Annotated in this window: 22 protein-coding genes; 10 read left to right on the top strand and 12 right to left on the bottom strand. The window is 57.3% G+C overall.

Translation table 11 applies throughout. From position 1 onward, the window contains the following. Positions 1 to 254, top strand: a 254-nt coding sequence (locus tag M3O22_03510) for a hypothetical protein (protein ID MDP9195826.1), incomplete at its 5' end; no start/stop codon positions are given. 21 nt (positions 255 to 275) lie between these two features. Next, the gene (locus tag M3O22_03505) at positions 276 to 557 is read left to right on the top strand and encodes a hypothetical protein (protein ID MDP9195825.1); all 282 of its coding nucleotides are present in this window, start codon (positions 276 to 278) and stop codon (positions 555 to 557) included. A 124-nt stretch (positions 558 to 681) separates the two neighbouring features. Here the strand turns inward: M3O22_03505 and M3O22_03500 are convergent, their stop codons facing one another. Genes M3O22_03500 through M3O22_03480 form a run of 5 tightly spaced genes read right to left on the bottom strand, consistent with a single transcriptional unit; the run spans position 682 to position 3,301 of the window. Then, the gene (locus M3O22_03500) at positions 682 to 927 is read right to left on the bottom strand and encodes an acylphosphatase (protein MDP9195824.1); all 246 of its coding nucleotides are present in this window, start codon (positions 925 to 927) and stop codon (positions 682 to 684) included. Beyond that, positions 915 to 1,271 (bottom strand): SCP2 sterol-binding domain-containing protein, encoded by a 357-nt coding sequence (locus M3O22_03495; protein MDP9195823.1) that lies wholly within the window; start codon positions 1,269 to 1,271, stop codon positions 915 to 917. The genes M3O22_03500 and M3O22_03495 overlap by 13 nt, the downstream gene beginning before the upstream one ends. 10 nt (positions 1,272 to 1,281) lie before the next feature. Beyond that, positions 1,282 to 1,980, bottom strand: a complete 699-nt coding sequence (locus tag M3O22_03490) for an ATPase (protein MDP9195822.1) — start codon at positions 1,978 to 1,980, stop codon at positions 1,282 to 1,284. Further along, positions 1,973 to 2,419 carry a lytic transglycosylase domain-containing protein gene (locus M3O22_03485; GenBank protein MDP9195821.1) on the bottom strand — a complete coding sequence of 149 codons (447 nt, stop codon included), beginning with the start codon at positions 2,417 to 2,419 and terminating at the stop codon, positions 1,973 to 1,975. Before M3O22_03485 ends, M3O22_03490 begins: the two co-directional genes overlap by 8 nt. Positions 2,420 to 2,422: 3 nt before the next feature. After that, complete coding sequence (locus tag M3O22_03480; GenBank protein MDP9195820.1) at positions 2,423 to 3,301, bottom strand: hypothetical protein; 879 nt, start codon at positions 3,299 to 3,301, stop codon at positions 2,423 to 2,425. Positions 3,302 to 3,474: 173 nt separating this feature from the next. Here M3O22_03480 and M3O22_03475 point away from each other — a divergent pair, with 173 nt between their 5' ends. Continuing rightward, the gene (locus M3O22_03475) at positions 3,475 to 5,628 is read left to right on the top strand and encodes an AsmA family protein (GenBank protein ID MDP9195819.1); all 2,154 of its coding nucleotides are present in this window, start codon (positions 3,475 to 3,477) and stop codon (positions 5,626 to 5,628) included. A 186-nt stretch (positions 5,629 to 5,814) separates the two neighbouring features. On the opposite strand, the gene M3O22_03470 is transcribed toward M3O22_03475, so the two are convergent. Further along, positions 5,815 to 6,288, bottom strand: a complete 474-nt coding sequence (locus M3O22_03470; protein ID MDP9195818.1) for a hypothetical protein — start codon at positions 6,286 to 6,288, stop codon at positions 5,815 to 5,817. A gap of 150 nt (positions 6,289 to 6,438) precedes the next feature. On the opposite strand from M3O22_03470, the gene M3O22_03465 reads away from it, so the two are divergent. Continuing rightward, on the top strand, positions 6,439 to 7,821 hold the full coding sequence (locus M3O22_03465; protein ID MDP9195817.1) for an aminotransferase: 1,383 nt from the start codon (positions 6,439 to 6,441) through the stop codon (positions 7,819 to 7,821). Between the two features lie 32 nt (positions 7,822 to 7,853). Here the strand turns inward: M3O22_03465 and M3O22_03460 are convergent, their stop codons facing one another. From M3O22_03460 to M3O22_03445, 4 genes are all read right to left on the bottom strand, one after another. Beyond that, positions 7,854 to 8,285 (bottom strand): hypothetical protein, encoded by a 432-nt coding sequence (locus M3O22_03460; protein ID MDP9195816.1) that lies wholly within the window; start codon positions 8,283 to 8,285, stop codon positions 7,854 to 7,856. Positions 8,286 to 8,423: 138 nt separating this feature from the next. After that, positions 8,424 to 8,822, bottom strand: a complete 399-nt coding sequence (locus M3O22_03455; protein ID MDP9195815.1) for a hypothetical protein — start codon at positions 8,820 to 8,822, stop codon at positions 8,424 to 8,426. A gap of 184 nt (positions 8,823 to 9,006) precedes the next feature. After that, entirely contained in the window at positions 9,007 to 9,636 is a 630-nt protein-coding gene (locus M3O22_03450) for a helix-turn-helix transcriptional regulator (GenBank protein ID MDP9195814.1), read from the bottom strand. A 279-nt stretch (positions 9,637 to 9,915) separates the two neighbouring features. Further along, positions 9,916 to 10,968 (bottom strand): hypothetical protein, encoded by a 1,053-nt coding sequence (locus M3O22_03445; protein ID MDP9195813.1) that lies wholly within the window; start codon positions 10,966 to 10,968, stop codon positions 9,916 to 9,918. Positions 10,969 to 11,120: 152 nt separating this feature from the next. Between M3O22_03445 and M3O22_03440 the strand changes: the two genes are divergently transcribed. Beyond that, positions 11,121 to 11,642, top strand: coding sequence for an alpha-ketoglutarate-dependent dioxygenase AlkB (locus M3O22_03440; GenBank protein ID MDP9195812.1), 522 nt, complete (start codon positions 11,121 to 11,123; stop codon positions 11,640 to 11,642). A gap of 224 nt (positions 11,643 to 11,866) precedes the next feature. Next, entirely contained in the window at positions 11,867 to 13,810 is a 1,944-nt protein-coding gene (gene thrS, locus M3O22_03435; protein MDP9195811.1) for a threonine--tRNA ligase, read from the top strand. 10 nt (positions 13,811 to 13,820) lie between these two features. Here the strand turns inward: thrS and M3O22_03430 are convergent, their stop codons facing one another. After that, entirely contained in the window at positions 13,821 to 14,930 is a 1,110-nt protein-coding gene (locus M3O22_03430) for a hypothetical protein (protein ID MDP9195810.1), read from the bottom strand. A gap of 126 nt (positions 14,931 to 15,056) precedes the next feature. Between M3O22_03430 and M3O22_03425 the strand changes: the two genes are divergently transcribed. The 4 genes from M3O22_03425 to M3O22_03410 all read left to right on the top strand — a co-directional run bounded on the left by M3O22_03425 (position 15,057) and on the right by M3O22_03410 (position 17,297). Further along, a complete protein-coding gene (locus M3O22_03425; protein ID MDP9195809.1) occupies positions 15,057 to 15,563 on the top strand; it encodes a hypothetical protein in 507 nt (168 codons plus the stop codon). Positions 15,564 to 15,772: 209 nt separating this feature from the next. Continuing rightward, complete coding sequence (locus tag M3O22_03420; GenBank protein ID MDP9195808.1) at positions 15,773 to 16,408, top strand: hypothetical protein; 636 nt, start codon at positions 15,773 to 15,775, stop codon at positions 16,406 to 16,408. A gap of 122 nt (positions 16,409 to 16,530) precedes the next feature. After that, complete coding sequence (locus tag M3O22_03415) at positions 16,531 to 17,031, top strand: GNAT family N-acetyltransferase (protein ID MDP9195807.1); 501 nt, start codon at positions 16,531 to 16,533, stop codon at positions 17,029 to 17,031. Then, complete coding sequence (locus tag M3O22_03410; GenBank protein MDP9195806.1) at positions 17,028 to 17,297, top strand: hypothetical protein; 270 nt, start codon at positions 17,028 to 17,030, stop codon at positions 17,295 to 17,297. The genes M3O22_03415 and M3O22_03410 overlap by 4 nt, the downstream gene beginning before the upstream one ends. 754 nt (positions 17,298 to 18,051) lie before the next feature. On the opposite strand, the gene M3O22_03405 is transcribed toward M3O22_03410, so the two are convergent. After that, the coding region (locus tag M3O22_03405) for a penicillin-binding transpeptidase domain-containing protein (protein ID MDP9195805.1) at positions 18,052 to 19,012 on the bottom strand (961 nt) is incomplete at its 5' end.

The following is a 19,012-nucleotide window of genomic DNA, read 5'->3' as shown; positions in this document are numbered from 1 at the left end:
GTCTACAGACCCAGACGAAATTCCCGCTGGACATGGCCCGGGAATACGGGCGGCTCTGGTCGGCTATCGAGGGCCACCTCATAGGTCCTGCGGGAGGAAAAACGATGGCCATCGATACAATAAACCACGGAAAGAAGCCTGCCATCGTCTGCACTCAGGCGATCAGTAGGCCCCCGGCCGATAGTCCGGTGAGCAACACCACGAGCCCGCCAGGCTTCGTACATAACAGCTCCATTTTCATGGAACCGCACTAGGGCTGGCCCCCGAAAGGGATTATGGAATTTCCCCTTTCTGTCCCGGAAATCAAGCCGGATGATGCGCCCGGTCTCCCGGTTCTGCAGGATGGAACCTTGCAGGACTTCCCCGGAAAAAGCATGCACAAGACCTGTGATGGTCTGAAGATGGCCTGTCCGGACAAGTTCCTGGATGTGGAAAACATGGTCTGTGCCCAGACCAAAAGGTTGCTGGGCCCCAGGTATTCTGTGATGTGGTTTCCGGAAGCATTCCGCTATCTGTGGCAGAAGCCTGTCCAGGTCCGCAGTATGTTCCAGCTGTGACAGTCTCATGGATTCTGCCCGGAATCATTCAATCCCGAAACAATATCACTCCTTATTGTTTTCGGGAAGAAGGGATTCCTCCGGTTCGACCGGAGATCCACTGTCCTGTTCTTTTCCTGCGGTTTTACTCTGTTGGTCTGCGTTCGAAACCGGTGTGGTCCTGGGGCAGGGTGGCGTCCTGCAGATCAACGGACGTGACATGGGCTCCGGGCGGGCCGGTGCGGCATTTTTTCACGAAAAGATCCACGGCGGTGTTCTCGCCCGCCACCAGGATTTCCACGCTGCCGTCGGTGCGGTTGCGGACCCAGCCTGTGAGGCCCAGATCCAGCGCCTGTCTGCGGATCCAGGCGCGGTACCCTACGCCCTGCACGCGGCCCCGGACAGTGACGTGAAGGGTCTTGTGGGACAAGGTAAGTCTCCCAGCATGGCACTCAGCTTCATGGCCACGCCCATGGATCCTTTTATTTTGATCTTGCCGGTCATATAGGCCACCGTGGGATCCAGCGTCCCGTCCATGAGTTTCAGGAGGTTTTCCGGCGTGGTATGGATGGTGCAGGCGGCCTCCCGGTCGGTCCGGGACAGCAGGGGGCTGGTCTGCGTGGCGTCCAGGACCAGAACCCCGGCGCCGTCCAGCTCGAACCGCACGACGGCTTTCAGCCCCCGGAAGCGGGGCAGGGCAGGCGCCACTTTCTGCTCGATCTGGTCAAGGGTCATGGGCACGGCTTTACCTTTTTACAGAAAAAAGAAAACGGGCTGTGTCCTCCAGCTCGGTCCGGATATCCTGCCGCCGGCGGGTGGCCTCCGGGTCTTCTCCCCACTGGCTGGTCTGGAACAGCTCGTCCAGAAACGCCAGGGAAAAAACCTGGTCCGCGGACAGGTGACCTTCCGCCAGGGCCAGTGCCAGGATAACCGATCCGGTCAGGGAAGCGGCCTGCTGCACCCCGCACAGGGTAAAATTATCCAGGGCCGACAGAACCTTCTCCAGCACTTCCAGGGCTTCCGGGGGTTGGAGTCGGTGGCTGACTCCCGCTGTTACAGCCAGGGAGACACCAAAGCGTTCCTGGGCCCACGCCAGGACAGGCTGCCACTGCGCGGCCTGCTGCTGCGCCAGCGCTGCCGGATGTTCTGCGCGATAGCACAGGGTGTCCGTTTCCGCAGAGGCCAGAAGGGCCCGGACAGTTTCCTCCCGCGGGGTTTTATCCAGTGCCGTGCAGGCCAGCCGGAACAGGGGCATTGTTTCAGGGCGGATCTTTTCCCCCTGGGCCTGCCATTCCGCCGCCAGTGCCTCTGCCAGCGCCCGGGAGGGAACAGTCAGGACCAGCCCCGCAGGTGTGTGGACAGGCTTGCCGTCCATGGCCAGTCCCCAGTTTCCGGTCAGATCTGTGACTGAAACCTGCCGGATCCGGCTCGCCGTCCTAGCCACGACGCGACCGGGTTCTGCCCGTCTGATTGCTGGCCAGAAGGCCAAGGCGCTGCATGGCCCTGGTCACCTTGCCCAGATATTTCCGGCCCAGATGGGGTGTGCCCGAATGATAGCGGGCAATACCGCCGGACAGGTTGCCAGCCTCGTGGATCTTGCGGCGCAGGATCCAGGCACCCACGTGGATGTTGGTGCAGCCATCGTCCCGGACCCAGCGGCGGACGGTGCGCACGTCTGTTTTCCAGTGCCGGGCCAGTTCGGGCATCCAGATGGTGTTGATCTGCATGGGCCCCAGATCATGCGTTCCGTTGCGGTTGCGCATTTCCAGACCCACGCGCCCGCCCTCGACCTGCAGGATGCCCAGCATCACCGGCACCGGCACCGAATAGGTGTGGGATGCGATAACCAGGCAGGCTGCAAGTGCTGTGGTGGCCGCGGGCATGACTTACCCCATATCCAGGGCATCGAGGCCGGCGTCCCCGGGGGCTTTCAGGCTCTGCACCAGAGTGACCAGCATGGCCAGGTTCTGCTCGAACTTTGTCCAGACGGGATCCAGCGGGATCTGGTTGTTGTTTTTCGCCACGTACGCCGACCGCTCTTCCGGGGTCATGTCCACCAGCCGGTCCGCCTCTACATGGTGGCTTTCGGCATAGATCCAGCCGGCCACTTCCATGGCCGTGGCGTACATCAGGTGCCGGTCAGTCTCGCCCGCGTCCGGGGGGCAGAGCTTGCCGGTGAGGTCTGTGGCCTTCTGCCCCAGACGGGTGGCCACCATGGCCAGAAGTTCAGGTTCGGGCCGGCCAAAGGCATAGCGTGATACAGCCGCAAGCACAGGCGCCATGGCCCGCAGCAGGCGGGTCTGTGCAAAGACTTCTCCTGTTCCTGGAGGGTTTTCTGCCGGGCCTCCGGCGCTGCTGGCTGTGGCCCGGATCGCATCCATCAGGGCTTTCGCCTGCAGGGGCAGGGAGGCATTGCCCGTGGCGCGGTAATGAGCCGCCACAACGGCGCTGGCGGCAGCGGCAAGGGTCAGGCGGGGCGCGTCATCGGAGGCAGAGGGCCCGATCCCGGCCTCTGCGGATACCATGCGGACAAGATCGCCCGTGGTGGTCAGAAGCTGGGCAAAGATCGAGGCATCTTCTTCCTGGCGGCGACCTGTGCCGTCATCCGGCGCCAGGGCACGGACCTCCAGCACAGCGGCCAGCAGGGGGGCGCCCACGGCGCGAAAGGCGAACACAGCGGCCCGTGTGCCCGCGGACAGGGTATCCTGGCCCGCCTGTACGGCGCTGGAAGAAACTGAAGCCTGGTCCACCGGCTGGGATGTCACTGGAAATTCCCGGACTGTTCAGGTTACGCGTATTCCCGGGACGATAGCCGGGATTGGGATGCAAGGCAATTGGTATGTCCTGAAGGAGGTCAGACTTCGGCGTCCTTGAAACTGGGACCGGACGGCATCATAATCCGGTTTCTGCTTTTTTCCGCATGCAAGGGAGTTTCTGCGTGCCCTCTCCATCATCTGCTGCTTCTCCTGCCCCGAAAAAACGCAAGGGCTTCCTGCGCCGCCTGTTCGGCTTTCTGATCACCATTGTCTTTCTGCTGATCGTCATTGCGGTGGCTGTGCCGTTCCTGGTTCCGGCCGAAAAGTACAAAGGGGTCATTATGGCCCGGGCCACGCAGGCCCTGGGACGGGAATTGCGGATTGAGGGCCCTGTGTCCTTTACCATCCTGCCGCGCCTGGCTGTGAAGCTGGAGGGTGTTTCCCTGGCAGGCTCTGCCAGCGGAGAGGGCAAGGATCTGGCCACAGTGAAAAAGCTGGAAGCTGTGGTGGCCCTGTGGCCCCTGATTGAGGGCGATATCCAGGTGGAACGCTTTGTCCTGACTGAGCCCGTGATTTCCCTGGAAACGGACAGGAACGGAAAGCCCAACTGGGAATTTGCGCCCGGCAAAAAAGAGGGCGCATCTGTCCCGGTGCAGGAAACTTCCGGAACACGGCAGAGCGGGGGAAGTGCTGTGGCGGCCCTGAGCGTGGGCAGTTTCGAGATCATTGACGGCCAGCTGTCCATGACCGATGCCAGGAAAAACAGCTTTCACTTACTCACCGACATGAACGTGAATTTCAGCCTGCCTGGTCTGGACCGGCCTGCAAAGTTCAGGATCGCGGCCACATGGGACAAAAAGCAGATCCGGGGCGAGGGGGAAATCGGCCAGCCCCGCAGCCTGATGGAGGATCGCTCTTCTCCGGCTGAGCTGAAAATTTCTGTCGGTGATGGCAAGGTTGTCTTCCGGGGCACCCTGGAGTCCCCGAAATCCCGGCCCGCTGTGTCCGGCCAGCTGGAAGCAGAGGGCGAGGACCTGATCCGCCTGGCCACCATGGCGGCGGCGGACAAGCCCTCGCCGGTCACCGGCTTTCGCCTGTCCAGTGCTGTGAAGGCCAACCGGGATGATGTGTCCCTGTCCGGCCTTTCCCTTGAAGCCAACGATACGTCAGCTACCGGTGATCTGAAGATCCACCTGGCCGGGGCAAGGCCGAAGGTTACCGGGGCCCTGAAGACTTCTGTGCTGGACCTGGACAAGCTCATGGCTTCTGCCGGGGAAACCGGCAAAAGCGCGGAAAGCTCTGTCCGTCTTGTTTCACAGGCACATGCCGCGCCCGCGTCTGCCGCAGGCTGGAGCAATGAGCCGCTGGATCTTTCCGGCCTGAAGTCTGTTGACGCCGATCTGAAAGTGTCCCTGGACGGAGTTGTGATCAAAAAGGCGCAGACCGGCCCCACAGTGCTGGACATAGCCTTGGTCAACGGAAATCTGGATACATCCTTTCCGGAGACCCGGATTTTTGATGGAAAGATTGCCGGTACGCTGGGACTTGATGCGTCGGGAACCACACCCGCGGTGACCCTGGAGACCACCATGGGCGGAATCCAGGTGGAGCAGCTTCTGCGGGCCTTTGCCGACTTCAAACGGCTGACCGGAACCGGGGAGGGCAAAATGTCTGTCCGCACGTCCGGCAAAAGCCAGCGGGACATGGTCGGAAATCTGGACGGCAAGGGCAATTTCATGGTCCGCGACGGGGCTATCCGTGGAATCAACATCGCCGCCATGGCCCGCAATATCGGCAGCGCATTCCAGGCCGGCAGCGATGCCGAGAAAACAGACTTTGCCGAACTGTCCTCGGATTTCACCATTACAAATGGAGTGGTCAACAGCACCCTGCAGATGATGGCGCCCGTCCTGCGGGTCACCGGGGCCGGCCAGATCAGTCTGGTACCAAAGACCGTGAATTACCGCCTGGAGCCCAAACTGGTAGGCACGCTGCAGGGGCAGGGGGGTAAAACGGACCTGGGCGGGCTGACCGTTCCCGTGGTGGTCAGCGGAACCTTTGACAGGCTGTCCTTTGCGCCTGACCTGTCCGGCACGGTGCAGCAGATCATGCAGGACCCGAAAGGAGCCCTGGATCAGCTGAAATCCCTGAAGGACCAGCTGAAGAAAGGCACCCTGTTTGCTCCCGGCGAACCGGCACCCGGCGCACAGCCTGCGCCTGAAACACAGACCGCTCCCGCAGAACCTGCGCCACAGCAGCCGGAGGATCCGAAAAAACAGCTGGAAAACCAGGCAAAGGATCTGCTGAAAGGTTTTCTGGGCGGGCAGAAGAAGTAGGGGGAAGGGCCAGCCGGGAATTTAGGCTGCCTGCATAACTGTTTTGTTCATCTTTTTTCCGTCATCCCGGACTTGATCCGGGATCCAGCGGGTCTGCGTCCGCAGGCCGCAGACTCACATGACGCGCAGACGCGCTTCTGGATGCCAGCTTTCGCTGGCATGACAGTGGAAGGCAAAGGCCTGTTTTCACGGTCGCGGAATGCGAGCAGCCGGTGTTACTGTGGGTGCTGTCCTGGCAGGAACAGGTGCAGGCCGGCCCTGCATCGCGGGCTGTCCGGTACAGGACCTGCCAGTGCTGTCAGCGCAGGGACGGATACTGGCTGCTGGTTTCCCTGTTTCAGGGGCAGTTTCAGTTTTCTCTGTGGAGGATGATCTGCAGGTTCCATACAGCGCCAGGGCAGTACCAGAAACAATAATAATACCTGCAGTAATTGACCGTCGGCTATGTTTGCCCGGCCAGTCCTTTTTTCCCTGTTCCTGGTCCAGCTCGTACGCTACATGGTCCATGTGTGTTTTCCAGGTCCGGCCAGCCCGGACAAGGCCACAAAGCGGCACATATACGATGCCGCCAATGAACGTGATCAGGCCGCCGGTCAATGCTGCCAGAGCAGCAAAAGCTTTTACCGGATAGTGCCAGATACCATGATTGTCTTTTTCCATGATTTCTCCCTTTCTGGACGAACATCAGGCCAAAATACGATTGTCGGGATATTAGGAGCCGGTTTTACTTTCAGCAAATCCGGACGGGTATCTTTTAATGTTTCCGGGTGTGGACTATGATTCCCACAGGTTGCAACCCCGGAGGTTTCCATGGATGACCGCAAATCCCTGTCCCGCCGCGATGTGGCGTCCCACCTGCATCCTTTCACTAACCTGAAACTGCACGAGGAGAGGGGCCCCTTCATCATCGAGCGCGGGAAGGGTGTGTTCGTCTATGACACGGAAGGGCGGGAGTATCTGGAGGGGGTGGCGGCGCTGTGGTGCGCCTCGCTGGGGTTCAGTGAGCAGCGGCTGATTGATGCGGCCACGCGGCAGCTGAACACGCTGCCCTATTACCATGTGTTCAACCATCGCTCCCACCCGCCCGCCATCGCGCTGGCAGACAAGCTGCTGTCCATTTCTCCCGTGCCCATGGGGAAGGTCTTCTTCGCCAGCTCGGGGTCCGAGGCCAACGACACAGCCATGAAGTTCGTATGGTACTACAACAACGCGCTGGGCCGGCCGCAGAAGAAAAAGATCATCTCCCGCCGCAAGGGTTATCACGGCACCACCATCGGCGCGGGCAGCCTGAGCGGCCATCCCCACGTGCATTTCAATTTTGATCTGCCCATCCCCCAGGTCCTGCACACGGACTATCCCGGGTATTACCGGTACGGCCAGGCGGGCGAGAGCGAGGACCAGTTCTCGCAGCGCATGGCGGACAACCTCGAGGCCCTGATCCTGAAGGAGGGACCGGAGACTATCGGCGCCTTCATCGCCGAGCCGGTCATGGGCGTGGCTGGGGTGATCATTCCGCCGCCGGGCTATCACAGCCGGGTGCAGGCCATCCTGAAAAAACACGATATTCTTTTCATCGCGGATGAGGTGGTGACCGGATTCGGCCGTACCGGCAACATGTGGGGCTGCCAGACCATGGACCTGACGCCGGACATGATCGTGTGCGCCAAGGGCCTGTCGGGAGCGTATATGCCCATCTCGGCCCTCATGATCACCGACCGCATCTATGAGGTCCTGAAGTCGCAGGCGGACAAGGTGAGCAGCTTCGGCCACGGGTTTACATCTACTGCCCATCCGGTAGCCGCCGCTGTGGCGCTGGAAGCCGTAAAGATCGTGGAAGAAGACCGGCTGGTGGATCACGTACGCGCCCTGGCGCCGCATCTGGAAAAAGCGCTGGGCACGCTGGCCGATCACCCGCTGGTGGGGAATGTGCGCTCCATCGGCCTCATGGGCGGGGTGGAGCTGGTGCGCAACAAGGCCACCAGGGAACAGTTCCCGGAGAACCTGAAGGTTGGAATGATAGTCTACGATATGACCATCAGGCGCGGCGTGATTCTGCGCGCCATGGGCGACACCATCGTGTTCTCACCGCCCCTCATCATCCAGAAAGAACACATCGACCGCATGGTCGCCGCCCTGCGCGAGGCCTTGGACGAGGCGCTGGGGGTGCTGAAGCGGGCTGGAGTAGCGGGGTGATTTACCTCTCCCACAAGGGAGATAATTCTGGATCAGGGAGCAGCAGTCTTGTTCACGCAGCTGTTGATGTATGTGACAACCGTGTTGGGGTCAGTGCCTTTGGGAGCGGAAGTTTTTCCAAGGGGGATGTAGGTGGTTTCTCCCCGGAGGAGGGGGTGCGGTGATTCAGGCCCGGAAGATGGCATCCAGTACAGGTTATCTTTGCCGTCGTTTAGAATGATCCCTCTGAACCCCCCATTCATGGACTGGATGTAAGCCTCGGTCATTGGATCTGACAGCCACCCGCCGAAGGACTTTTTGCGGGAAATCCGGATTTTTTCATCCAGGCCCAGAATCCTGCCTACTTTATCGCCCAAGGCATCGCAGTCCACGGGAGAAGCAGATGCAGAGTACAGGCGTGCTCCTGAAACAAGAGCAATTCCAATGCTCATTCCGGCAAGAATTCTGGCAACTCTTTGCTGCATCTTTTCTCCGCTTCGTAAGGTTGGCTGATATTACAGTAACCCGGCGAAATACTTGCAACAACAGGATTGGTGGAAAGGGGCCCATCTTTACCTTTCCTTCTGGGGAAGAGGAAATGGATGACAGGGCCTGCCGGAAAATTACGGTGTTGCACAGCTATCGATATAGGTGACAACCGGGTTGGAGGCGTCGACTTTTCCAATAAAAAAAGAATGTTCAGATCCGGGCCATAATTTGGGCGTCCAGTACAGGTTATTTTTGCTGTTCTGGATGATTCCCATGGGTTCACCCGTTACGTATCGAACCTGAAATTCAGTGACCGGAGATTTTCCAGGGCCGGAAACGACCTGCCCACGGGAAATCATAGCCTTTCCGTCTTTCATGCCCAGAACCTTGCCGACTTTTTTCCCCAGATCATCGCAGTCCACGGGAGCAGGGGAAGATCCGGGGCAGGAACCTGTTACGATACTTCCGAATATCAGGGGCAAAGCAGCAATGCCTGAAAACCCCAGAAACTCCAAAAACCTTTCTTTTTTCATATCCTGCTCCTGCAGCCATGAATGAACATGGGCACAGCGTAACCTGCCAAAATACTTGCAGCAACAGGGATAGAAGTCTCACCACTCCGTCATCCCGGCGCAGGCCGGGATCCATTCTCTAGCATAGCACTAACAATGGACCCCGGTTTTCACCGGGGTGACAGGAAAGGGGAGGTGGAAGAGCCTACTGGCTGACCCACATGATTCGGGCAACCCACTGCACGTCGGCCATGGGCAGGGTGCGGTCCTCGTGGTCTTTATTCAGCGACTGGAGGTCGATTCGATTCGCACTCTGGCGTGACAGGTGCCTGGCCATCACCTCGCCGTCCTTTGTGCGCACCACCACGCGGTCACCGCGGCGCAGCTGGGCCGCAGGTGACACGATCAGGATATCGCCGTCGCGGTAGACCGGCTCCATGCTGTCGCCGCTGACTTCCAGCGCATAGGCCTGCGGGTCGCCCACGTTGGGGAACAGCAGTTCATCCCAGCCATTGCCGACGGGATAGCCCGCATCGTCGAAAAAGCCTTTCTTTCCGGCCTGCGCGTATCCGATGACCGGAACGCGCTGGGTGCCGGATCCGGCTTCGCCGTCGATCATCGAGACCAGAGCCGACAGGGACTGTCCTGTAGCCTCCAGGATCCTGGAGATGCTCTCGGTCGATGGCCAGCGCAAACGGCCGCCAGGACCCGCACGCTTGCTCTTGTTGAACGTGGTTGGGTCAAGGCCGGCTTTTTTGGCGAGCCCTGATGCAGACAGGCCGCTTTCCCGTGCGAGACGGTCTATGGCCTGCCAGATGTCAGAATGCTTGAGCATGGGAACATTATCCCCGAATCCCGAATAAAAATCTATAGGAGGGTATTCTTGAGATTATCCATGATATAGGATGAAAAAAATATAAAAGGTATATCTTCTGATTTTGGAACAAACAAAGATCATTCATGTACCCCCTTCGACAACCTGCCGGATACCGGCCCCTTCCGGAAGTCGTCCGGCTTACTGAATCCTTCCGCCGCAAATACGGCGACTCTATGCAGTAACACCCGCCTCTCCAGAGGACAGCCCGTCCGGGAAACCGGACGGGCTGTTGGTGTTTCAGGGGTTGAGTGCTGCTGCAGGGGCTGCTGCCGCTGGAGCAGGACTACCCGCCGCCCACACCTTCTGCAGTTCCATAGTTTTTTGTCCCATGGTTTCATCCGGCGTAATCAGCGCGGCCTTCATGCCAGGCTGGACAAAAATCTGGACACCCGTCCGGGTAATGAAAACAAGGGGACCTTTTTTCAGAGCGACAGGGCCGGACGGGCCTGTACCGTTCAGGACAAGCCTGAATCCTGTAACAGACACATCATTATCGGAAATTGTAAGGTTCGCACCGGCTATATAGGAGGGAAGTTTATTTCCTGAACCCAGATCTGATGGCAGTGACAGGGGAGTACCATCGGCATGGTGAATGGCTGTCACTTCATTCAATTCCAGCTGACCGCTGCCTTTTCCTTCAACAAGATACAGGGGGGATTTTGTAATGAAACTGAAGAGGGCTTTCAGATGCGGATGCTGGCCGGCCTCATATCTAACTTCCTGATTGATACCACCTTGAACAGCCTGCTGCAGCAAGCCCACATCATGGTAAATCTCTTGTATGGTTTCGTCGCCCAAGGATACTCGCACGGAATCAAGCGTTTGGAGGTTTGAGATCGATGGGCTAAAAAACGTCGGGTGATTTTGTGTTAATACCTGCTGGTCACTTTGTATTGATACCGGCACTGCGCCTGCAAAAGGCTCTGTCGTAACAGGAACCGGAAAAATTTCCCCATCCGGAATTCCAGTCCCTTTGGCAAACCTTTCCAGGGTCGACAGGCGCCCACACACAAGATGGGTAGCTTGGCGCAGGGGGTCGCTCTGTTTCAGCAGAACCATTTTTCCATTTTCCTGTCTGGCCAGAAATTCAAAAACTCCACCTGTCCAGGAGAACCCGATTTTATTACGGAAATTTTCAAGGGAATCCCTTGCGTCTCCATGAACAAAAAACCGGACCGCAGAATTCCAGACGAACAGATTTTCTGAACCTTGTAGTGAAAGGGACAGGGCAAAATCCCCGGCAATCAGCGCAACGATTTTATAGTTTCCAATACGATACCATGCGAACATGTCTGTCTTTACCTTCCTGTGATTCTATTTCTTGATACCTGAGAGAGTAACAGCAGAATATGAAAGTAATTCCCGAAAACCCTTTTCCAGAATCCTCACAGAAGGCGCAGTACTGTATCCCGGGTCTTGTCTTTGTTCCGGATTTCATAGGCTTGGCACAGGAGGTGCTTCTTCTGTCCCGCATCGACAGCCAGCCCTGGCGGGCGGATCTGAAGCGGTGGGTGCAGCATTATGGATGGCGGTATGACTACAAAGAGCGGACGGTGCGGTCGGATGCTTTTCTGGGGCCGCTGCCGGACTGGCTGCGCTCGCTGTGCCACAGGCTGCATGACAAAGGGATATTTCCGTCGCCACCCCATCAGGTCATCGTCAATGAATACCTGCCGGGGCAGGGGATCTCCGCACATATCGACTGCATTCCCTGCTTTGGGAAAGCCATTGCCTCGCTGAGCCTGGGATCGGCCTGTGTGATGGATTTCTCGAATCCCGAAACCGGACAGAAAAAGCCCGTCTTTCTGGAGCAGTGCAGTCTGGTTGTGCTGTCCGGCCCCGCCCGCTATGAATGGCAACACAGGATCACGGCTAGGAAATCCGACATTATCGGCGGTATCCGCACTGCCCGGCGGCGTCGTGCATTCCTGACGTTTCGCACAGCGGTCCGGGATTCCGGGTGACAGGAAAGGCTGTCTGGCCTATAAAACAGGCTGGTAATTACCGCAGAAGGTCACCTTTTTACCGTCACCCCGGCGAAAGCCGGGGTCCAGTTTGTTTTCTGCTGTCTTTCCATAAGGAAAGATTCTGGAAAATTCCAAGAAGAAACTGGATACCGGCTTTCACTGGTATGACGGAAAGAGACGGAAGGCCCTGCGGTGAAAATACAATCTACAGGAGCCTCACCATGTCTTCCCCCGTTGCCGCCCAGGAAATCGCCATCACACTGCCCGACGGCAGTGTGCGCACTTTTGGCGGGCCGGTGACCGGCATGGCAGTGGCGGAATCCATTGGCAAGTCCCTGGCCAAGGCAGCTCTGTTCATCCGCGTCAACGGCCAGGACCAGGACCTCTCCCGCACCATCGACCAGAACGCGAAGATCGAGATCATCACGCGCCAGCATCCGGACGCGCTGGAAATCATCCGCCACGACGCGGCCCACGTGATGGCCGAGGCGGTGCAGGAGCTGTATCCCGGTACTCAGGTCACCATCGGCCCGGCCATCGCCACGGGTTTTTACTATGACTTTTACCGGGAAGAGCCGTTCACCATCGACGACCTGGCGAAGATCGAGGCGAAAATGCGGGACATTATCGCCCGCAACGAACCGTTTATCCGTGAGGTCTGGAGCCGCGACGATGCGATCAGACACTTTGAAAAACTGGGCGAGAAGTTCAAGGCCGAGATTATCCGCGATCTGCCTGCCGGCGAGCCCATTTCTATCTACCGCCAGGGCAAATGGATGGATCTGTGCCGCGGCCCGCACCTGCCCTCCACCGGCGCGATTGGTCAGGCGTTCAAACTCATGAAAGTGGCGGGAGCCTACTGGCGTGGCGATGCCAAAAATCCGCAGCTGCAGCGCATCTACGGCACCGCCTGGCGCGACCAGAAAGAGCTGGACGCCCACCTGCACCAGATCGAGGAAGCGGAAAAGCGCGACCACCGCAAGCTGGGCCGCGAGATGGACCTGTTCCACCTGCAGGAAGAAGCGCAGGGCAGCATTTTCTGGCATCCGCACGGCTGGACGCTGTGGCGCGCGCTGGAAAACTATATCCGCCGCCGCCTGGAGGGTGCGGGATACGTCGAGGTGCGCACGCCTCAGCTGGTGGACAGCAGCCTGTTCAAGGCCTCGGGCCACTGGGATCTGTATGGCGACAATATGTTCAAGGTGCCCGTGGACAAGGGCGAAAAAATGATGGGCATCAAGCCCATGAACTGTCCCTGCCACGTGCAGATTTTCAACCAGGGCATCAAGAGCTATCGCGACCTGCCCATCCGCATGGCCGAGTTTGGTACATGCCACCGGAACGAGGCGTCGGGTGCCTTGCATGGCCTGATGCGCGTGCGGTCGATGGTGCAGGACGACGCGCACATTTTCTGCACTGAAGATCAAATTATGGAAGAGGCGCTGCGCTATTTCAAACTGCAGCTGCAGGTGTACAAGGACCTGGGCTTTGACCAGAACATCAGCGTGAAACTGGCCCTGCGCCCCACGCCGCGCGCGGGTGTTGACGCCACATGGGACAAGGCCGAAGACGGTTTACGTAAAGCATTGCGCGGCGCTGGTTTATCGTTTGAAGAGTTGCCCGGCGAGGGCGCGTTCTATGGCCCCAAGGTGGAGTTCCATCTGACCGACGCCATCGGCCGCACGTGGCAGTGCGGCACGCTGCAGCTGGACTTTGTGCTGCCCGAGCGTCTGGACGCCACGTACATCGGTGAAGATGGGCAGAAGCACCGGCCCGTGATGCTTCACCGCGCCATTCTGGGCTCGCTGGAGCGCTTCATCGGTATTCTCATCGAGCACTATGCAGGCAAGCTGCCCCTGTGGCTGGCGCCGCTGCAGGTGGTCGTCGCGCCGATTACAAGTGAAGCTAATACTTATGCCGAGGAAGTCGCAGCGACGCTGCGCAAGGCTGGCCTGCGCGTGGACACGGACCTGCGCAACGAAAAGATCAACCTGAAGGTCCGCGAGCATAGTTTAAAGAAAGTCCCCATCCTGGCCGTGGTCGGCAAGCGCGAGGCTGAAGACCGCGCCGTCTCCCTCCGTCGCCTCGGCAGCGACGGACAAGAGGTGCTGGCCCTCGACGCGGCGGTGGAAAGACTGGTGGACGAGGCCAAAACGCCGGGGTGAAAAAGGAAACTTATCCACCATGTTCTGGACCCACAGGCCTAGGTTTTTTGTAATCAGGCTTGATAAATTTTGGATCAAGGCCGTTTTTCTCGGCCCAGTTAGTCCACTTATTTATTATTCTTTCGCGATCCTGCAGGTATGCTGTCCGTTGTTCCGAAGGAATATAGCTCCGTGTTGACAGCGTCAGAAGCATACGCGTTCTGACAATTGCGACGCCATAATCCAGAATATCTGTATGAACGCTGGTGTAGAGTCCAGCCGGCAGCAGATTTTCCGGAAATACAAAACCTGCTGTTTCCAGATAGAAAAGCGTACTGGATATATCTTTGTTATTCTTTACCCATGCCCTGGCTTTCTGAAAATTTTCACCAAATAATTCTTTTTCCAAAGCAGTTAACTGTTGATACGAAATCTGATGGGGCATTTGCGTTCCCCGCAAGGCCCGAACCTGTTGGATATATTGATCAAATTTCGGGCCATACCCTGCTTCTTCAGCGGCACGCCTCTGCTGTGAAATATAGAGACTCTGAACCTTTTCATCAGACCTGCTTCTGCTTAATACATCTATGGCATCTGAAACCCGGCGCAAATAAAATTCTCTCTCCTTGTCCAGGAGAAAATCATCATTTACGCGCTCATCAGCCGGCGTTTCCGACGTGGCAAACTCTCCTTTTATCGTAAAATCGGAAGGTGAAAGTCCGGCCTCTATGCAGTAGGTTTTAAATCTCTCCGACAGACCGCCAGGTGGATAAGTATTAAACGCATAAGGGCGGGTTACAATATTATGAATGGTAGCATGCGCTGATCTTCTGGCGCCCTTGGCCAATAAATCGCTTATATCTTTCATTTTTAAAAGCTGGCCCGGTGCTTTGCTTACATGAAGCTCTCCGCTCGAACTTCTATCAACATTACGAATTACATATTGGGGATTTCTGGCAAAAAATTCCCTGACATTTTTCATAAGATTAAAAAGCCTGCTGGGGTAGGGATCTGCAGGGCTTTTTTGGACGTGGCGTTCTTCTTCAGCGTCCATCTTTAAAGCCTCTGCCATACAGGCTGGTATCTCCGCAATACTTTTAGGCTCAAAAAATTCCCAATTTGTTTCTTGCCAGTCTGCCACTTTACAACTCCTGCAGTTTTTTGGGAATTCTACTTCAGAATTCTGAAAATAAAGTTAATATTCCTGATGGTCGGACGCGACACTGGCCAGACTGGCAGATAAGCCCAAAAAATCGGGGTAGAGAGCATGGAAGCACTGAAAAATCCTCAAGAAGCCTTCCGGTGGATCGTTTCAGTTCTGGAAAAACATAAGATTGGCTATGTAATCTCCGGCGGGCTGGCGGCCAAAAACTATGGCAGCCCAAGGCTTCTCAAGGATATTGATATCGAGGTGCACAGCCGTGATTTCGAAAAAATTCTTCCCGATATAAAACCGTATATTGTTTTTGGACCGGCACAGTTTCAGGACGAAAAATGGGATTTGCCCCTGATCACTCTGGATCATCACGGGCAGCAGATTGATATCAGCGGCGGTGACCAGACAAGAATATACAACAGTGTATCCCGGCACTGGGAGCATGTCCGGACGGATTTTACCGACGTGGAAAACAGGGAGATTTTCGGCCTGACCGTACCGGCCCTGTCCGCGCACCAGCTGATTGCATACAAATCCATCCTGAACAGGGACTATCAGCAGATCGACGCCATTGATATCCAGGCCGCCAGAGAGCACCTGAAAAAAGGTTCACAATAATCCATCCGCCTGGGCAGTGCAGTGAAAGAGGTGCCGCGCCTCGATGTGACGCTGGCCAGGCTGGCGGAAGAGGCAAAGGCGCCGGGGTGATCATGCCTTTTTATAATCTTCAACAAACAAGGGCTGTATTCATATCAACTTGCTGAAAGTAAAACCCTGCCCTAACGTCCTCGATACCGATCATTTTATAAATCCGGGAAGGGATCGATATGGAACATAATCAGAAAGAACATAATATCGCGGTCAGGACTTTCAGAAAAATGAGCCCTGAACAACAGGAGCTTCTCAAGCCAGTTTTTATGTGCGCTCTTGTTGCGGGGTATGTGGTACGGGGTGTGATAACGGCAATCGGTATTGTACCCTATATTATTCTTGGGACTCTTGCGCTGGGTACAGGATTGACCAAAAGCCTGTTTGAGGCAGAAAACCAGAACAACAGCAATAATAAAAAAGAAGAAAAATCTTATAAAAAGCCCAGCTTTACGCGCCATCCGTTTACTGCCATGAGGGATGCTTTTGGAGAAACGTTTTGGGGTGCTGCATTTGAAATATTTGAGGCATTCCGTCACTTTACCCGCGGTCCGCATCTGAAAAGATCATTTTACGTCGGACTTGCTGCCTGCCTCGCAATGTTCAAATTCTGCAGTTCACCTTCTGCAGAGGCTTCTGAAAGCGGAACAGCTGCAAAACCTGTTGCCATCCGGTCCTGTGCCGACAGCATGGGCAGTTTTGATCTCCCACAGAAACCTGTTCATAGGGAAAATGTTGCTCTGCCAGCCTCTCGGGTCCGTACGGTTGCGCAAAGCCCTGATGCAGGAATGACATCGGCTCCCAGACTCGGCTGAAAAAACTTCTCTGCTTCTTCTGCCTGTCCTGCCCCCTGGATCAGGTCCGGGACAAGCTTTGATCCGGGATTACTGCAAAGACAAAACTGGACACCGGCTTTTGCCGGTGTGACACTGTAATCATGACCAGAAATACCCCCTCCATCCACCCCACAAAACCCGAAGACCTGGACGAACTGGCCCGGGTATATGCGGCGGTGTATGGCCACTTCCAGGTGGGGGAGAAGTGGACGCCGGAGACAGCGCTCCGGCTTCTGGAGTACTGGTTCAGGCGCAATCCAGAACTGTGTTTCACGGCGTTCGCGGGCGACCGGCCTGTGGGGGCTTTCTTTGCCGACGTGAAGCCCTGGTGGGACGGGAACCATCTGGTGGATGGCGAGGTGTTCGTGCATCCTGATTTTCAGAAGCAGGATATTGGCCGCCAGCTGAGCATCCGGCTGTATGAGACAGCGCTGGAGAAATATCAGGTCACCAGCTTTGACACCTACACCTTCAGGAATAACGGCCATCCCCTGTCCTGGTACAGAAAGCAGGGCTTTGCCGAGGTCACCGAATGGTCCCTGATTTCGGGCGATGTACGACAGGCGCTGGAGTTTCTGAAGCAGGAAGGGCAGCAGGCATGAAAGCAGGTTCTGTTCTGGCTGTTTCTGTATTTCTTGCTCTTGCCGGTTCCGGAGAGCGGGATCCTGCAGCGCTGTCCCCCTATTATGAGCGCCTTCAGGAAACCTGTGACACTGGGTGTTGCGATGCTTCGGTCCGCACCATGGCTGAACACGGCTGGAAAAGTGTCGAGGATGTGCAGGATTGCCAGAAAACCGATACCCTGAGGTGTATCGGCGCTGTTCCCTGGTGCGAGGACCGGTCCTTTCCGGAAGCGGACCTGCAGTAGCTGTTTTTTATTTTCAGCCTTTCAGGCTATGCAGGACGATAGTCCAACCGAAAGGGAAACCCGATGTTTGAGCTTGAGGGTGTAAAGGCCGATCTGGCTGGTCTGGTCCATGTGTGCAGGCTGGTGCTGGAGATGGCGGACTATCCGGAACGGTATCTGGATATTGTTCCCTAAGGGAATGAACGCGTCTGTGTAACAGATCCGATAGCCTGGCTGGCGCCGCGACCGGCTCTTGTTCTTCGGGAGTTTCTTGCAGACGATGATGATGGTGAATTTCCTTTTTCTTCTGCATTATGAAAGATGTCCGGAAAGTCCTGAAGGAACATCCTGAAAGGCTTCCTGTATTGTTGTCCGTGCCCTGGTTAAATTCGGGAGGCATACCGAGGCCCATCATTTCATCCTGGCGCTGGAATCACAAACCGATCATCTGAAGGCCTGTGCGCCATATCTGGCGGATATCTTTTTCAAAAAACTGTCTTCCGACCGTCCTGCCAATCCCATGATTGAGGTGTGGGACTGGCTGCAGCATGAAAACCGTCAGGCTGTCCGGCCGGTTCTGGAACAGGCTTTTCTGGACGGCCTGGGGTGGGCTCTGGCCGATGCCGTGCTGAACGGAAAAGGAACGCCGGGTGAAAGAAATCGGATGGCTTGTAGAGCGCACCTTACAGCCACATCCACCCCGGGAAGAGGCCCAGCAGAGACAGGCGGAAGGTTATATTTCCATCACCTGGCCGGAACTTCGTCTGGCCTGATCCTACTCCGTCCCGATGATCCGGCCCAGGAGGTTTTCCAGCTGGCCGATGGCGGTTTCTGTGGCGGGTACCCGGGCAGGGGATGTGGCATCCACCTGCAGGGGCTGGGGCTGCGAAGGATCTATCACATCCGGAGCAAGGGTATCTCCTGTTCCCGGAACGGGTCGCACGGGCAGGCCGGCATGGGCGGCCGCCATGAAGTCATGCCACAGGCGGGCGGGCAGGCCGCCTCCCGATACCTTTTTCATGGGGGAATTGTCGTCGTTGCCCATCCACACGCCTGTCACCAGATCATCCGTAAAGCCCACAAACCAGGCATCGCGGTAATCCTGGCTGGTGCCTGTCTTTCCGGCGGCGGGATGGTCAAAGGCGGCGGCATGGCCTGTGCCCCAGGCCAGCACCCCCGTCATCATCCTGTTCAGGGTTGCAACCTGGTTTTCGGGAAGGACGGGAAGAGGCTCAAGATCCCTGTACCGGTAAAGAATTTTGCCTTCTGCATTGCGGATTTCCTGGATGCCCCAGGGGGTGATCCGGCCACCCACGTTGGCCAGCCCGGCATAGGCGCCCGTCAGTTCCAGCAATGTCACCTCGCTGGTACCCAGAGCCAGGCTCAGGTCATGGCCCAGCGGTGAAGTGATGCCCAGCGCCCGGGCCACATCCTGGACCCGGCCTGTTCCGGCCATGTCCAGAACGCGCACGGCGGCGGTGTTCAGGGAAAAAGCCAGCGCATCCTGCAGGGTCACGGTGCCCCGGTATTCATTGTCGAAATTGGCCGGCTGCCACTGTCCGATCTGCAGGGGAGCATCCTCCACCAGGCTGTCGGGGGTGAGGCCCGCCTGGAGTCCGGCCAGATAAACGAAGGGCTTGAAGGCCGAGCCCGGCTGGCGCAGGGCCTGGGTGGCGCGGTTGAACTGGCTGTCCTGGTAGGTGCGCCCGCCTACCATGGTGCGCACAGCCCCGTCC

It is taken from the genome of Pseudomonadota bacterium, assembly GCA_030775045.1.
In the GTDB taxonomy this organism is placed as follows: Bacteria; Pseudomonadota; Alphaproteobacteria; order JALYJY01; family JALYJY01; genus JALYJY01.
This window is presented reverse-complemented; position numbering and strand designations above follow the sequence as displayed.

What these genes read in the sequence shown, in the direction of transcription:
- M3O22_03450 (MDP9195814.1), bottom strand. Translation starts at nt 9,636, where the DNA reads ATGCTCAAGCATTCTGACATCTGGCAGGCCATAGACCGTCTCGCACGG.
- M3O22_03410 (MDP9195806.1), top strand. Translation starts at nt 17,028, where the DNA reads ATGAAAGCAGGTTCTGTTCTGGCTGTTTCTGTATTTCTTGCTCTTGCC.
- M3O22_03455 (MDP9195815.1), bottom strand. Translation starts at nt 8,822, where the DNA reads ATGAAAAAAGAAAGGTTTTTGGAGTTTCTGGGGTTTTCAGGCATTGCT.
- M3O22_03505 (MDP9195825.1), top strand. Translation starts at nt 276, where the DNA reads ATGGAATTTCCCCTTTCTGTCCCGGAAATCAAGCCGGATGATGCGCCC.
- M3O22_03495 (MDP9195823.1), bottom strand. Translation starts at nt 1,271, where the DNA reads ATGACCCTTGACCAGATCGAGCAGAAAGTGGCGCCTGCCCTGCCCCGC.
- M3O22_03460 (MDP9195816.1), bottom strand. Translation starts at nt 8,285, where the DNA reads ATGCAGCAAAGAGTTGCCAGAATTCTTGCCGGAATGAGCATTGGAATT.
- M3O22_03465 (MDP9195817.1), top strand. Translation starts at nt 6,439, where the DNA reads ATGGATGACCGCAAATCCCTGTCCCGCCGCGATGTGGCGTCCCACCTG.
- M3O22_03485 (MDP9195821.1), bottom strand. Translation starts at nt 2,419, where the DNA reads ATGCCCGCGGCCACCACAGCACTTGCAGCCTGCCTGGTTATCGCATCC.
- M3O22_03420 (MDP9195808.1), top strand. Translation starts at nt 15,773, where the DNA reads ATGGAACATAATCAGAAAGAACATAATATCGCGGTCAGGACTTTCAGA.
- M3O22_03415 (MDP9195807.1), top strand. Translation starts at nt 16,531, where the DNA reads ATGACCAGAAATACCCCCTCCATCCACCCCACAAAACCCGAAGACCTG.
- M3O22_03425 (MDP9195809.1), top strand. Translation starts at nt 15,057, where the DNA reads ATGGAAGCACTGAAAAATCCTCAAGAAGCCTTCCGGTGGATCGTTTCA.
- thrS (MDP9195811.1), top strand. Translation starts at nt 11,867, where the DNA reads ATGTCTTCCCCCGTTGCCGCCCAGGAAATCGCCATCACACTGCCCGAC.
- M3O22_03470 (MDP9195818.1), bottom strand. Translation starts at nt 6,288, where the DNA reads ATGGAAAAAGACAATCATGGTATCTGGCACTATCCGGTAAAAGCTTTT.
- M3O22_03445 (MDP9195813.1), bottom strand. Translation starts at nt 10,968, where the DNA reads ATGTTCGCATGGTATCGTATTGGAAACTATAAAATCGTTGCGCTGATT.